The sequence below is a fragment of the Variovorax sp. GW823-FHT04B03 genome, assembly GCF_058796495.1.
In genome coordinates this window covers 324,013-337,156 of sequence record NZ_JBXAIT010000003.1, presented here as the reverse complement: position 1 = coordinate 337,156, position 13,144 = coordinate 324,013, and the positions used below count along the sequence as shown (strand labels likewise).

Annotated in this window: 10 protein-coding genes and 3 tRNA genes; 7 read left to right on the top strand and 6 right to left on the bottom strand. The window is 66.8% G+C overall.

What is annotated here, in order from left to right; all coding sequences use genetic code 11:
* Window positions 1-96 precede the first annotated feature (96 nt).
* The 7 genes from clpX to AC1RAD_RS14680 all read left to right on the top strand — a co-directional run bounded on the left by clpX (window position 97) and on the right by AC1RAD_RS14680 (window position 6,296).
* Entirely contained in the window at window positions 97-1,365 is a 1,269-nt protein-coding gene (gene clpX / locus AC1RAD_RS14710; RefSeq protein ID WP_062475840.1) for an ATP-dependent Clp protease ATP-binding subunit ClpX, read from the top strand.
* 15 nt (window positions 1,366-1,380) lie between these two features.
* Window positions 1,381-3,822 carry an endopeptidase La gene (gene lon, locus AC1RAD_RS14705; protein ID WP_139703709.1) on the top strand — a complete coding sequence of 814 codons (2,442 nt, stop codon included), beginning with the start codon at window positions 1,381-1,383 and terminating at the stop codon, window positions 3,820-3,822.
* 61 nt (window positions 3,823-3,883) lie between these two features.
* Window positions 3,884-3,959, top strand: a tRNA-Gly gene (locus tag AC1RAD_RS14700).
* 63 nt (window positions 3,960-4,022) lie between these two features.
* A tRNA-Cys gene (locus AC1RAD_RS14695) sits at window positions 4,023-4,096 on the top strand.
* A gap of 98 nt (window positions 4,097-4,194) precedes the next feature.
* Window positions 4,195-4,286 (top strand) — tRNA-Leu (locus tag AC1RAD_RS14690).
* Between the two features lie 23 nt (window positions 4,287-4,309).
* On the top strand, window positions 4,310-4,948 hold the full coding sequence (locus tag AC1RAD_RS14685) for a DUF6806 family protein (protein ID WP_095745079.1): 639 nt from the start codon (window positions 4,310-4,312) through the stop codon (window positions 4,946-4,948).
* Window positions 4,949-4,979: 31 nt separating this feature from the next.
* Window positions 4,980-6,296, top strand: a complete 1,317-nt coding sequence (locus tag AC1RAD_RS14680) for an MFS transporter (protein ID WP_354343524.1) — start codon at window positions 4,980-4,982, stop codon at window positions 6,294-6,296.
* 15 nt (window positions 6,297-6,311) lie between these two features.
* Here AC1RAD_RS14680 and AC1RAD_RS14675 read toward each other — a convergent pair whose 3' ends face one another.
* From AC1RAD_RS14675 to proV, 6 genes are all read right to left on the bottom strand, one after another.
* Entirely contained in the window at window positions 6,312-7,100 is a 789-nt protein-coding gene (locus AC1RAD_RS14675) for a PA3715 family protein (RefSeq protein ID WP_492735579.1), read from the bottom strand.
* 16 nt (window positions 7,101-7,116) lie between these two features.
* A complete protein-coding gene (gene murI / locus AC1RAD_RS14670) occupies window positions 7,117-7,929 on the bottom strand; it encodes a glutamate racemase (protein WP_492735577.1) in 813 nt (270 codons plus the stop codon).
* Window positions 7,926-9,479: a fumarate hydratase gene (locus AC1RAD_RS14665; RefSeq protein WP_492735575.1), complete on the bottom strand. Its 1,554-nt coding sequence runs from the start codon at window positions 9,477-9,479 to the stop codon at window positions 7,926-7,928. Before AC1RAD_RS14665 ends, murI begins: the two co-directional genes overlap by 4 nt.
* A 103-nt stretch (window positions 9,480-9,582) precedes the next feature.
* Window positions 9,583-10,593: a glycine betaine/L-proline ABC transporter substrate-binding protein ProX gene (proX, locus tag AC1RAD_RS14660; RefSeq protein ID WP_492735573.1), complete on the bottom strand. Its 1,011-nt coding sequence runs from the start codon at window positions 10,591-10,593 to the stop codon at window positions 9,583-9,585.
* Between the two features lie 22 nt (window positions 10,594-10,615).
* On the bottom strand, window positions 10,616-11,800 hold the full coding sequence (gene proW, locus AC1RAD_RS14655; protein ID WP_492735571.1) for a glycine betaine/L-proline ABC transporter permease ProW: 1,185 nt from the start codon (window positions 11,798-11,800) through the stop codon (window positions 10,616-10,618).
* A gap of 21 nt (window positions 11,801-11,821) precedes the next feature.
* Entirely contained in the window at window positions 11,822-13,075 is a 1,254-nt protein-coding gene (proV, locus tag AC1RAD_RS14650) for a glycine betaine/L-proline ABC transporter ATP-binding protein ProV (protein WP_139703723.1), read from the bottom strand.
* Between the last annotated feature and the right edge of the window lie 69 nt (window positions 13,076-13,144).

Here is a 13,144-nt window from a genome sequence, read left to right as displayed (position 1 = left end):
GCGGGCGCCAGAATGGCAAAAACGGCGTTTCCCACACGGGAAACGCCGTTTTTGTTTAGTTATCATTGTCCATACCCTGTCACGAGGCAAAAGTCCATGGCCGAAAAAAAAGGCACCTCCAGCGAAAAAACGCTTTATTGCTCGTTTTGCGGCAAGAGCCAGCATGAGGTCAAGAAGCTGATCGCGGGCCCTTCGGTCTTCATCTGCGACGAATGCATCGACCTGTGCAACGAGATCATCCGTGACGAGCTGCCGGCCGGTGAGGAAGCGCGCGACGCGCGCAGCGACCTGCCCACGCCGCTGGAGATCAAGACCAACCTCGACAACTACGTGATCGGCCAGGAGCCGGCCAAGCGCATGCTGTCGGTGGCGGTTTACAACCACTACAAGCGCCTGCGCCACAAGGAAAAGAACACCAAGGGCGACGAGGTCGAGCTCAGCAAGAGCAACATCCTCTTGATCGGCCCCACGGGTTCGGGCAAGACGCTGCTGGCGCAAACGCTCGCGCGCATGCTTGACGTGCCCTTCGTGATGGCCGACGCCACCACGCTGACCGAGGCCGGCTATGTGGGCGAGGACGTCGAGAACATCATCCAGAAGCTGCTGCAAAGCTGCAACTACGAGGTCGAGCGCGCCCAGCGCGGTATCGTCTACATCGACGAAATCGACAAGATCTCGCGCAAGTCCGACAACCCCTCGATCACGCGCGACGTGTCGGGCGAGGGCGTGCAGCAGGCGCTGCTCAAGCTCATCGAAGGCACCATGGCCAGCGTGCCGCCCCAGGGCGGGCGCAAGCACCCGAACCAGGACTTCCTGCAGATCGACACGACCAACATCCTGTTCATCTGCGGCGGCGCTTTTGCCGGCCTGGAGAAGGTCATCGAAAACCGCACCGAGGCCTCGGGCATCGGCTTCGGCGCCGCAGTGAAGAGCAAGGCCCAGCGCAGCATCACCGAGGTGTTCCGCGAAGTCGAACCCGAAGACCTGATCAAGTTCGGCCTGATCCCCGAACTCGTGGGCCGCATGCCCGTGGTCGCCTCGCTGGCCGAGCTGAGCGAAGACGCGCTGGTGCAGATCCTGACCGAGCCCAAGAATGCGGTGGTGAAGCAGTTCACCAAGCTGCTGCAGATGGAAGGCGTGGACTTGGAAATCCGTCCCGCGGCGCTCAAGGCGATCGCCCGCAAGGCACTGGCCCGCAAGACCGGCGCGCGCGGCCTGCGCTCGATCCTTGAACAGTCGCTGATCGACACCATGTTCGAATTGCCGAACGCGACCAATGTCGACAAGGTGGTGGTCGAGGAATCGACCATCGACGAAAACAAGCCCCCGCTGCTCGTGTACCGCGAAACGGCGAAAAAGGCCTAAAGGACAAGGACGCTCATGTCTGGTCATACCCCATTGCCCCCCGAAGCCCTCGACCTGCCGCTGCTGCCGCTGCGCGACGTCGTGGTGTTTCCCCACATGGTGATCCCGCTCTTCGTGGGTCGCCCGAAGAGCATCAAGGCGCTCGAGCTGGCGATGGAGGCCGAGCGCCGCATCATGCTGGTGGCCCAGAAGGCCGCTGCCAAGGACGAGCCCTCGGTCGAGGACATGTTCGAGGTCGGCTGCGTCTCGACCATCCTGCAGATGCTCAAGCTGCCCGACGGCACCGTGAAGGTGCTGGTCGAAGGCCAGCAGCGCGCCCGCGTGAACCGCATCGATGACGGCGAAACGCATTTCTCGGCCAACGTGACGCCCGTCGAGGCGCCCGAAGGCGGCGAGAAGGGCACCGAGGTCGAGGCGCTGCGCCGCGCGGTGATGCAGCAGTTCGACCAGTACGTCAAACTGAACAAGAAGATCCCGCCCGAGATCCTCACTTCGATCTCGAGCATCGACGATGCCGGCCGCCTGGCCGACACCATCGCTGCCCACCTGCCGCTCAAGCTCGACAACAAGCAGGCCGTGCTCGACCTGGACGACGTCAAGGCGCGCCTGGAAAACCTGTTCGGCCAGCTCGAGCGCGAAGTCGACATCCTGAATGTCGACAAGAAGATCCGTGGCCGCGTGAAGCGCCAGATGGAGAAGAACCAGCGCGACTTCTACCTCAACGAGCAGGTCAAGGCCATCCAGAAGGAGCTCGGCGAAGGCGAAGAGGGCGCGGACATCGAGGAGATCGAGAAGAAGATCAAGCTCGCCAAGATGTCCAAGGAAGGCCTGAAGAAGGCCGAGGGCGAGCTCAAGAAGCTCAAGCTCATGTCGCCCATGTCGGCCGAAGCCACGGTGGTGCGCAACTACATCGACGTGCTCATCAGCCTGCCGTGGAGCAAGAAGACCAAGATCAAGCACGACCTGGCCAATGCCGAGGCCGTGCTCAACGCCGACCACTACGGCCTCGAGAAGGTCAAGGACCGCATCCTTGAGTACCTCGCGGTGCAGCAACGCGTCGACAAGGTGAAGGCACCCATCCTGTGCCTCGTGGGCCCGCCGGGTGTCGGCAAGACCTCGCTGGGGCAGTCGATCGCGAAGGCGACCGGCCGCAAGTACACCCGCATGGCGCTGGGCGGCATGCGCGACGAAGCCGAGATCCGCGGCCACCGCCGCACCTACATCGGCGCACTGCCGGGCAAGGTGCTGCAGGGCCTGAGCAAGATCGGCACGCGCAACCCGCTGTTCCTGCTCGACGAAATCGACAAGCTGGGCACCGACTTCCGCGGTGACCCGTCGAGCGCGCTGCTCGAAGTGCTCGACCCCGAGCAGAACCACACCTTCGGCGACCACTACGTGGAAGTCGACTTCGACCTGAGCGACGTCATGTTCGTCGCCACCTCGAACTCGATGAACATCCCGCCGGCGCTGCTGGACCGCATGGAAGTCATCCGCCTCTCGGGCTACACCGAAGACGAGAAGACCAACATCGCGATCAAGTACCTGCTGCCCAAGCAGATGAAGAACAACGGCGTGAAGGACGACGAACTGGCCGTCACCGAAGCCGCCGTGCGCGACATCGTGCGCTACTACACGCGTGAAGCCGGCGTGCGCTCGCTCGAGCGCGAGCTGTCCAAGATCTGCCGCAAGGTGGTGAAGGGCCTGCTGCTCAAGCAACTGACGCCCAAGGTCACGGTCGACGGCGAGAACCTCAACGAGTTCCTCGGCGTGCGCAAGTACAGCTTCGGCCTGGCTGAGAAGCAGAACCAGGTCGGCCAGGTGGTCGGCCTTGCGTGGACCGAAGTCGGCGGCGACCTGCTGACGATCGAGGCCGTGACCATGCCCGGCAAGGGCGTGATCAGCCGCACGGGTTCGCTCGGCGACGTGATGAAGGAATCGGTCGAGGCCGCACGCACCGTGGTGCGCAGCCGCTCGCGCCGCTTGGGCATCAAGGACGAGGTGTTCGAGAAGCGTGACATCCACATCCACGTGCCCGACGGCGCCACGCCCAAGGACGGCCCGAGCGCGGGCGCGGCGATGACGACGGCCTTCGTGTCGGCGCTCACGGGCATCCCGGTGCGTGCCGACGTCGCGATGACCGGCGAGATCACGCTGCGCGGCGAAGTCACCGCCATCGGTGGCCTGAAGGAAAAGCTGCTGGCCGCCTTGCGCGGCGGCATCAAGACCGTGCTGATCCCCGAAGAGAACGCCAAGGACCTGCAGGACATTCCCGAGAACGTGAAGAACGGCCTCGAGATCGTGCCGGTGAAGTGGATCGACAAGGTGCTCGAGATTGCGCTCGAGAAGATGCCCGAGCCGCTGTCCGACGAAGAGGTGGCCGCTTCGGCTGCTGCGGTGGCCGAACTGGCCAAGCAGCGCGCTGGAGCGCCGGCCGTCGAAGGCTCGGTCAAACATTGATCGATTGATTGCAGAACTTGTGAAGCCTCAAAAAACTGGTATATAATTTGAGGCTCGAAACGCGGGAATAGCTCAGTTGGTAGAGCGCAACCTTGCCAAGGTTGAGGTCGAGAGTTCGAGACTCTTTTCCCGCTCCAGTTTTGAAAAAGGGAAGCAAGCAGCTTCCCTTTTTTTCGCAGTTCGATTTCGTTATTCAGCGTGGCGCGATAGCAAAGCGGTTATGCAACGGATTGCAAATCCGTCTAGCCCGGTTCGACTCCGGGTCGCGCCTCCACCCTCTCGTCAAGACCGATCGGCTCCGATACACAAGCCCCGCCAACCGACGTTGCCGGGGCTTGTTTCATTTGGGTTATCGTCGATGTTCAACCCGAGGCCCGGATGGTGAAATTGGTAGACACATCGGACTTAAAATCCGCCGCTTCCTTAATCGGGGCATACGGGTTCGACCCCCGTTCCGGGTACCACCATATTTACAAGGGAGTATTTGATGCCTCGCTACAACGCTCCATTTGAGATCCATGTGCATGGCGATGTGCCGCTGCGCTCGGACGTGAGCTTCGAGCAGATCCAGGAGGCGCTGCGGCCGCTCTGGAAATACGCAGGCGCCAAATCGCTGGCCGACGGTGCCACCAGCACCTACGAAGAAGAACCCGGCATCCGCTTCGAGCAGAAGGACCACACGCTGCAGATCTGCTGGACCGTGCCGGGCGACGAAGACTTCCGCCAGGCGCTCGACGAGATGTGCATGGGCCTGAACGAACTCTCCGAACGCGGCGCCGCGATCGAGGTCACCTTCTACGACACCGATTTCGACGAGGAAGAGGGCGACCCCGACGAAGAATCGCGCGACGACTTCCTGATGCTGTTCGTGGGCCCCAACCCGGCCGCGATCATGCAGGTGCAGCGCGACCTGCTGGTCGAAGACGTGGTCAACCTAATGGAGCGCCACTTCGACGGCGCCGAGCTGGGCGGCGTGGTCGCCGAAATCGATCGCCTCTTCAGCGACCGTTTCGACGCGCTCGTGAACTCGCTCGAAATCGGCAAGCGTCCGCGCGGTGCCGGTGGCGCCGGTGGCGGCAGCGGTGGTGGTCACGGCGGTGGCCGTCGTCCGCGCCACCTGCACTGACCTTTCCCTTACCGCCCGGTCCCAAGGCCGCATGGCCCTGTTCCCAGCCTCCGCGTTGCGCCCCGGCGTGCGCAAGCGCGAGGTGTTCGGCTGGGCGATGTACGACTTCGCGAACTCGGGCTACACCACGGTCGTGATCACGGCGGTGTTCGCCGCCTACTTCGTGGGCGGCATCGCCAAGGGCGCGCCATGGGCCACCTTCGCGTGGACCGCGGCCCTCAGCACCTCGTACGCCATCGTGATGCTCACGATGCCCGCCATCGGCGCCTGGGCCGACCTGCGCGCCGCCAAGAAGCGCGTGCTGGTCATGACGACCACGGGCTGCGTGCTCGCCACGGCGGCTCTGGCGCTCACGCCGGGCTTCGCGGGCGGCGCGATGGGCGTTGCGCTCGCGATGGCGCTGGTGATCGTCTCCAATGCTTTCTATTCCTACGGTGAGTCGCTGACGGGCGCCTTCCTGCCCGAGCTGGCGACGGCCGAAGGTATGGGCAAGGTGAGCGGCTGGGGCTGGGCCTTCGGCTATGTCGGCGGCATGCTGGCGCTGGGGTTGTGCCTGGCGTACGTGCTGTGGTCGCAGGCGCGGGGGCTGCCGGCGGCGCACTTCGTGCCGGTCACGATGCTGATCACGGCGGCGATCTACGGCGTGGCCGCCTGCGTCACCTTTGCGCTGCTGCCCGAACGCGCCGTGCCCCAGGCCCGCCGCGGCCAGGACAGCGCCTGGCAGCAATTGCGCACCACCTTCCAGCAGGCGCGCGCCTACCGCGACTTCATGTGGCTGCTGGTCTGCACCGTCTGCTACCAGGGCGGCGTGGCGGTCGCGATCACGCTGGCCGCGATCTACGCCGAGCAGGTGATCGGCTTCGTCGCGAGCGAGACGATGGTGCTGATCTTCGTGCTCAACGTCGCGGCCGCGCTCGGCGCCTTTGCCTTCGGCTACGTGCAGGATCGCATCGGCCACAAGGTGTCGCTGGCCGCCACGCTGCTCGCGTGGATCGCGGTGTGCGTGATTGCCGCGTGGGTCACGACCAAGGGCGGCTTCTGGTGGGCCGCCGCCATCGCGGGGCTGGCGATGGGCTCGAGCCAGTCGGCCGGGCGCGCGATGACGGGCTACCTCGCGCCGCCGCAACAGCTGGCCGAGTTCTTCGGCCTCTGGACCTTCGCCACGCGCCTGGCCAGCATCATCGGCCCGCTGAGCTTCGGCGCCATCACCTGGGCCACGGGCGGCAACCAGCGCATCGCGATCCTGTCGACGGCCGTGCTGTTCGTCGGCGGGCTGTTGCTGCTGCTGCCGATCGACATGCAACGCGGCCGCAAGGCCGCACTGCACGACAAGGCTGTTGCGCGATAGCGGCGCGTCAGTGCCTCAGGGCGTCTGCTGCAGCGACTTCGGCACCTTGTAGCGCTCGCCGTCATAGCGCAGCGTCACGGTGCTGAACTTGGCGGGCAGCGCTTTCTCGACGCAACCCTGGTCTTCCTGTTCCTGCGCGCGGCTTTGCACCAGCGTGCGTGACAGCTGCAGATCGGCAAAGCCGTTGCTCGTGGTGCGGGCGACTGACAGCATGGTGCGCAGCTTCTCGAAGTGGCCGGTGCAGGTGGCGTCCCAGCCGCCGTTGTCGTGGTCGAGCTCGATCTCCTGCAGCACCTGCTGCAGCTTGTTGCCGCGCTGCACGTACAGGCGCACGGTCTCGCTGGCCTGCGGGCCCGAGGTCGGGCTGTTGCCGCGGTAGCGCACGCGCAGGCCAAAGGCGCGCGTGTCGGGCGACAGCACGTAGCGTGAGGTGTCGACGCGAATCTCCTGGATTGCGGTGGTGGCGTCTTCGTCGAGCGCCTCGGGCAGGAAGATCCGCCCGATCACCGTGTCGCGGTCGGTGTTGCCGTTGTCGGGCCGCTGGATCAGCAGCAGCGCGAGGTCGAAGACCTTGGCGCCCTTGTCCGTGGTCTCGCGCGGCATGGGCAGCACCACGATGCTGCGGCCGGGAAAGGCCGGCCAGACCTTGCAGGCGGCCAGCCGCTCGTCGAGCGGCTGCTTCGGATAGAGCTTGGCGTGCATGCGCTCGGCCAGCCCGCTTTCGCAGGCGGCGTGGCCCAGGCCGGCGGCCGAGGCCAGGCCCAGCAGGACCAGTGCATGACGCAGGAAGAAGAGGGCGCGCATTGCTGGTGGTGTGGTGTCAGGCCGCGTTCGCCGCCGGCACCGAAGCGCCTTGCGCGCGTGCGGGCAGCCAGCGCGCTGCAGCGGCTTCGAGCACCGCCAGGTCGCCGCTGCTCTCGAGCACCAGCGCGCCTTCGCTGCCGTCGTCGGCCAGCCGGCCGAGCGACGCCAGCACGCGACGCGTCTGCTGCGCGACCGGCGCACCGGTGTCGATGAAGCGCAGCGTCGACGGTGCGTGGCGCTGCAGTTCGTCTTTCACGAGCGGGTAGTGCGTGCAGCCGAGCACCACGGTGTCGACTTCGCCTGGCCCGTCGCCGAAGGGCCCGGCCTCCGCCATGTAGCGAGCGCACAGCGCGGCGATGGTGGCGCTGTCGAAGCCTTCGATGGCCTTCACGAGGCCGTCGCACGGCACGGGCCGCACGGTCGTCGCGCCTGCAAAGGAATCGCGCAGGGCCGCGTACCTGGCGCTGGCCAGCGTGCCGCGCGTGGCCAGCACCGCGATGTGGCCCGTGCGGCTCGTCGCCACGGCGGGCTTGAGCGCCGGTTCCAGGCCCACGATGGGCAGTGCGGGGAATTCGGCGCGCAGCACATGGATCGCCGCCGTGGTGGCCGTGTTGCAGGCCACCACCAGCGCCTTGATGTCGTGCGCACGCAGCAGGTGTTCGACCACCTGGCGCGAGTGCGCGATGACGTAGGCGTCGCCGCGTTCGCCATACGGCGCATTCGCGGTGTCGGCGAAGTAGACGAAGCGTTCCGTCGGCAGCTCGGCCTGCAGCGCGGCGAGCGTGCTCAGCCCCCCGACGCCGCTGTCGAACACGCCGACCGGGTTCAAGCGACTTCCAGCGGAATGGTCTTGAACTCGCCGCTGGCGATGCGCTTTTGCCACTCGGCCGGGCCGGTGATGTGCGCGCTGGTGCCGCCGGCATCGACCGCCACCGTCACGGGCATGTCGACCACGTCGAATTCGTAGATGGCTTCCATGCCCAGGTCCGCAAAGCCCACGACCTTGGCGGTCTTGATGGCCTTGCTCACGAGGTAAGCGGCGCCGCCCACGGCCATGAGGTAGGCGCTCTTGTGCTTCTTGATCGCCTCGATGGCGACCGGGCCGCGCTCGGCCTTGCCGATCATGGCGATCAGGCCCGTTTCGGCCAGCATCATCTCGGTGAAGCCGTCCATGCGCGTGGCGGTGGTCGGGCCGGCGGGGCCCACGGCCTCGTTGCCGACCGGATCGACCGGGCCGACGTAGTAGATGACGCGGTTCTTGAAGTCGACCGGCAGCTTCTCGCCCTTGGCCAGCATGTCCTGGATGCGCTTGTGCGCGGCGTCGCGGCCGGTGAGCATCTTGCCGTTCAGCAGGATCGTGTCGCCCGGCTTCCAGCTGGCGACTTCGGCGGGCGTGAGTTTGTTCAGATCGACGCGCTTGCTCTTCTTTTCGTCGGGTGCCCAGTTCACGTCGGGCCACAGGTCGAGCGACGGCGGATCGAGGTAAACCGGGCCGCTGCCGTCCATCACGAAGTGCGCGTGGCGCGTGGCTGCGCAGTTGGGGATCATCGCCACGGGCTTGCTGGCCGCGTGCGTGGGGTACATCTGGATCTTGACGTCGAGCACGGTCGCCAGGCCGCCCAGGCCCTGCGCGCCGATGCCCAGGGCATTGACCTTCTCGAACAGTTCGAGGCGCAGCGCCTCGACCTTGCTGAGCTCGGCGCCCGAGGCGGCCTTGGCCTGCAGCTCGTGCATGTCCAGGTCGTCCATCAGGCTTTCCTTGGCCATCAGCGCGGCCTTCTCGGCCGTGCCGCCGATGCCGATGCCCAGCATGCCGGGCGGGCACCAGCCGGCGCCCATGGTCGGCACGGTCTTGAGCACCCAGTCGACCACGCTGTCGCCGGGGTTCAGCATGACCAGCTTGCTCTTGTTCTCGCTGCCGCCGCCCTTGGCGGCCACCGTCACTTCGACGGTGTTGCCGGGCACGATCTCGGTGAAGATCACCGCGGGCGTGTTGTCCTTGGTGTTCTTGCGATCGAACTGCGGGTCGCCCACGACCGAGGCGCGCAGCGTGTTGTCGGGGTGGTTGTAGCCGCGGCGCACGCCTTCGTTGATGGCGTCGTCCAGCGAACCGGTGAAGCCGCCCCAGCGCACGTCCATGCCCACCTTGAGGAACACGTTGACGATGCCGGTGTCCTGGCAGATCGGGCGGTGGCCCGTGGCGCTCATCTTGCTGTTGGTCAGGATCTGCGCAATGGCGTCCTTGGCGGCGGGACTCTGCTCGCGCTCGTAGGCCTTGGCCAAGTGGGCAATGTAGTCCGCGGGGTGGTAGTAGCTGATGTACTGGAGCGCGGCGCTGATCGATTCGATCAGGTCGGCCTGCTGGATCGTGGTCGTCATGGTGGGGAGTCTTCTTGGGAGGGGGAACGCCCTCGATTATCTCAGCCACCAATACCGCAGGCCGGCGCCGGGCGAAAGGGCGCCGGCGCGGGGGGAGGCCGCGTTACCGGGTCGCGGCGCGCGCCTGCGCAATCCACCCGTCGAAGGTCGCCTGGTGCACCCGAATCCACCCGTCGGTGTGGCGCGTCACGTCCTGCATGCTGTTCGCGCCTTCGCTCATGCGCAGGTTCTGCGCGTTGATGTCGCTGATCGGCAGCTTCATCACCTCGAACAGGCGGCCGGCGGCGGGGTTCTTCTCGATGAAGGCCCGGTTGGCGACGATGCGCTGCTCGTTGGCCAGGAAGCCGTAGTTGCGGCCGTTGGGCAGCCGGGTGTCGACCTGCGCGCCGGCCTGCGCGGGCGAGAAGGGCACCTGCAGCCAGACCACGTCCGCGCCCGGACGCAGCACGGCGCTGACCCAGTACGGCGTCCAAGTGTAGTAGAGGATCGGCTTGTCCTGCTTGAAGCGCGCGATGGTGTCGGCCATGAGCGCGGCGTAGCTGCCCTGTTTGTGGGTCACGCTGTCGCGCAGCTGGTAGGCGTTCAGGTGGTTTTCGATGGCCAGCTCGCAGCCCCAGCCGGGGTTGCAGCCGGTAAGGTCGGCCTTGCCGTCGCCGTCGGCGTCGAACAGCTTGGCGATGGCCGGGTCTTTCAGCTGCGCGAGGTTGGTGATGTTGTATTGCTCGGCGGTCTTGCGGTCGATCAGGTAGCCCTGCACCGCGCCGTCGGAGTACGTGCCCTGGCGCCACAGCTTGGCGTCGCCGCCGCTGTTCTTGTAGAAGTCGGAGTGCAGCAGGCTCCAGTGGTTGGCCATGAAGGTGGCGTCGCCATTGGCAATGGCCAGGTGCTCGGTGGCGGGCTCCAGGTCTTTCATCGGCTCGACCTTGTAGCCGAGCTTTTCGAGCGCGCGCATCACCAGCAGCGTCTGGAAGGCTTCCTCGGCGAGCGAGCTTTTCAGCGGCTGCACGGTGACGCCCTGGCCGGGCAGATCGGTGGCGGCCTGCGCGGTCGCGCCGATGGCGACGAGGCCCAGCGCCAGGAGGCTGCGGGCGAAGAAGAGGCGGGTGGTCTTCATGCGTGGTTGTCCTCCGTGACGGTCAGTGCGCTTGCGCGGAAAGGGCTGGCACGGCGTCGTCGGCGTGCGAGCCGCGCCAGGGCGTGCCCACGAGGCGCTGCAGCGTGCGCAGCGCGAAGCCGGCCGGGCCGGTGTGCCACCAGCGGTGGCCGGCGCTGCGGCGCGACTTGCCCATGGCCTGCGTCAGGCGGTCCAGCGTGATCGCCAGCAGCACGATGCCCAGGCCGCCGACGGTGGCCAGGCCCATGTCGAGCCGGCCGATGCCGCGCAGCACCATCTGGCCCAGGCCGCCCACGGCGATCATCGAGGCGATCACCACCATCGACAGCGACAGCATCAGCGCCTGGTTGATGCCCGCCATGATCGAGGGCATGGCCAGCGGCAGCTTCACCTTCACGAGCATCTGCCAGGGCGAGGCGCCGTAGGCGCGCGCGGCCTCGATGAGGTCGGGGCGCACCTGGCGCAGGCCGAGGTTGGTCAGGCGCACCAGCGGGGCGAGCGCGAAGACGATGGTCACGATCACGCCCGGCACGTTGCCGATGCCGAACAGCATCACCACCGGCACGAGGTACACGAAGGCCGGCGTGGTCTGCATGGCGTCGAGCACCGGGCGCATCACGCGCTGGGCCCGGTCGTTGCTGGCCAGCAGCACGCCCAGCGGCAGGCCGATGACCATGCAGAACACCAGCGAGGTCAGCACCAGCGACAGCGTGACCATGGCTTCGGGCCAGATGCCCAGCATGGTCACGAGCATCAGCGACACGACGGTGCCGACGGCCAGCGCGCGCCCGGCGAACTGCCAGGCGAGCAGGCCGATGAGCGCGATCATCGGCAGCGCGGGCAGGGCGGTGAGCAGGCCCTGCACCGAGTTGAGCGTGCTGTCGATCGGCAGGCGCACGGTCTGGAAGAAGGGGCGGAAGTGTTCCACCACCCAGCCCAGGCCCTGGTTGATCCAGGCCTCGACGGGCAGCGAGCCGTCCCACAGGCGGTGCAGCGCGAAGCCGTTGGTGGCGGTGTCGGCCTGCCCGGCGACGGCGTGCGCGGCGTTCGCCGGCGCGTCGAGCCAGGCGCTGGCGGTGGAGGTGTCAGGCGCGGCCGAAATCGCTTCCCACGGATCGAGGGCAGCGGGGGGCGCGGCGGGCGTGTCCAGGACGGGGGTGTCCAGCAGGGGCGCATTCAGGTCGGAAGGCAATGTGGTGTCGTTCATCGTTCAAGGTCCTTCGTGAATTCAGTGCGGCTCGGCGGCGAGTGCGGGGGCGGCGTGCGGCGAGACGGGTTCGATCGGCGGCGTGTCGCGGTCGAGGAACTTGAGCAGCGTCGTCTTGCTGATCGCGCCGCAGAAGCGGCCGTCGCCGGCCACGACCGGCAGTGCGCAGGGCGCCTGCGCGAGCTGGCCGATGAGGCCGGCCACGGGGGCTTCGGCGTCGATGCGCGGCAGGTCCTCGAGGAAGGCGTGCTGCAGCCCGAGCGGGCCCGAATGCCCGTCGAGCGCGCCGCGCAACGTGTCGGCCGAGACCACGCCCAGGAAGCGCTTGGTCGGGCTGGTCACGTAGGCGAAGTCGCGGTCCTGGTCTTCGAGCAGCTTGAGCGCCGCGCGTGCGCCGCGCTCGGGGTGCTCGCACACCACGGTGAGCGACTTGCGCGCGATGTCGGCCGCCTTGAACACCGCCGCCGCGTCCACGCCGCGCACGAAGCTGCGCACGTAGTCGTCGGCCGGCGTGCGCAGAATCTCGTCGGGCGTGCCGACCTGGATCACGTGGCCGTCCTTCATGATCGCGATGCGGTCGCCGATGCGCATGGCTTCGTCCAGGTCGTGCGAGATGAAGACGATGGTGCGCCGCTGCACCTGCTGCAGCCGCAGCAGCTCCGACTGCATCTCGGTGCGGATGATCGGGTCGAGGGCCGAGAAGGCCTCGTCCATCAGCAGGATCGAGGGGTCGGACGCCAGCGCGCGCGCCAGGCCCACGCGCTGCTGCATGCCGCCCGAGAGCTCGTCGGGGTAGCTGTCGCCCCAGCCCGAAAGGCCCACCTGCGCGAGCGCCAGGTCGGCCTGCGCGAGGCGGTCTTTCTTGCGCGTGCCCGACAGCTCCAGGCCGAAGGCGGTGTTCTCGCGCACCGTCATGTGCGGCATCAGCGCGAACGACTGGAACACCATGCTGATGTCCTTGCGGCGCAGTGCGCGCAGCTTGCTGTCGGAGTGCTCGTTGATGTCGGCCCCGTCGATCACGATGCGCCCGGCGGTCGGTTCGATGAGCCGGTTCAACAGGCGCACCAGGGTCGACTTGCCCGAGCCCGACAGGCCCATGATCACGAAGATCTCGCCGGCCTGGATCTCGAAGGTGGCATCGAACACGCCGATCGACTGGCCGGTCTTCGCCAGGATTTCCTTCTTGGAAAAACCTTGGCGGACCAGCTCGAGGGCTTGTTCGGGCGAGTCGCCGAACACCTTGAAGACATGGTCGATGAGAATTCCTTTGGCCATATGCCGGGGCTCCTTGAGTGAAGGGTGGACACAGCACCGCCCCGGAGGGCGGCAACGGCCACGCCATCA

What these genes read in the sequence shown, in the direction of transcription:
- proX (WP_492735573.1), bottom strand. Translation starts at nt 10,593, where the DNA reads ATGAAGACCACCCGCCTCTTCTTCGCCCGCAGCCTCCTGGCGCTGGGC.
- lon (WP_139703709.1), top strand. Translation starts at nt 1,381, where the DNA reads ATGTCTGGTCATACCCCATTGCCCCCCGAAGCCCTCGACCTGCCGCTG.
- AC1RAD_RS14685 (WP_095745079.1), top strand. Translation starts at nt 4,310, where the DNA reads ATGCCTCGCTACAACGCTCCATTTGAGATCCATGTGCATGGCGATGTG.
- AC1RAD_RS14665 (WP_492735575.1), bottom strand. Translation starts at nt 9,479, where the DNA reads ATGACGACCACGATCCAGCAGGCCGACCTGATCGAATCGATCAGCGCC.
- AC1RAD_RS14680 (WP_354343524.1), top strand. Translation starts at nt 4,980, where the DNA reads ATGGCCCTGTTCCCAGCCTCCGCGTTGCGCCCCGGCGTGCGCAAGCGC.
- proV (WP_139703723.1), bottom strand. Translation starts at nt 13,075, where the DNA reads ATGGCCAAAGGAATTCTCATCGACCATGTCTTCAAGGTGTTCGGCGAC.
- AC1RAD_RS14675 (WP_492735579.1), bottom strand. Translation starts at nt 7,100, where the DNA reads ATGCGCGCCCTCTTCTTCCTGCGTCATGCACTGGTCCTGCTGGGCCTG.
- clpX (WP_062475840.1), top strand. Translation starts at nt 97, where the DNA reads ATGGCCGAAAAAAAAGGCACCTCCAGCGAAAAAACGCTTTATTGCTCG.
- proW (WP_492735571.1), bottom strand. Translation starts at nt 11,800, where the DNA reads ATGAACGACACCACATTGCCTTCCGACCTGAATGCGCCCCTGCTGGAC.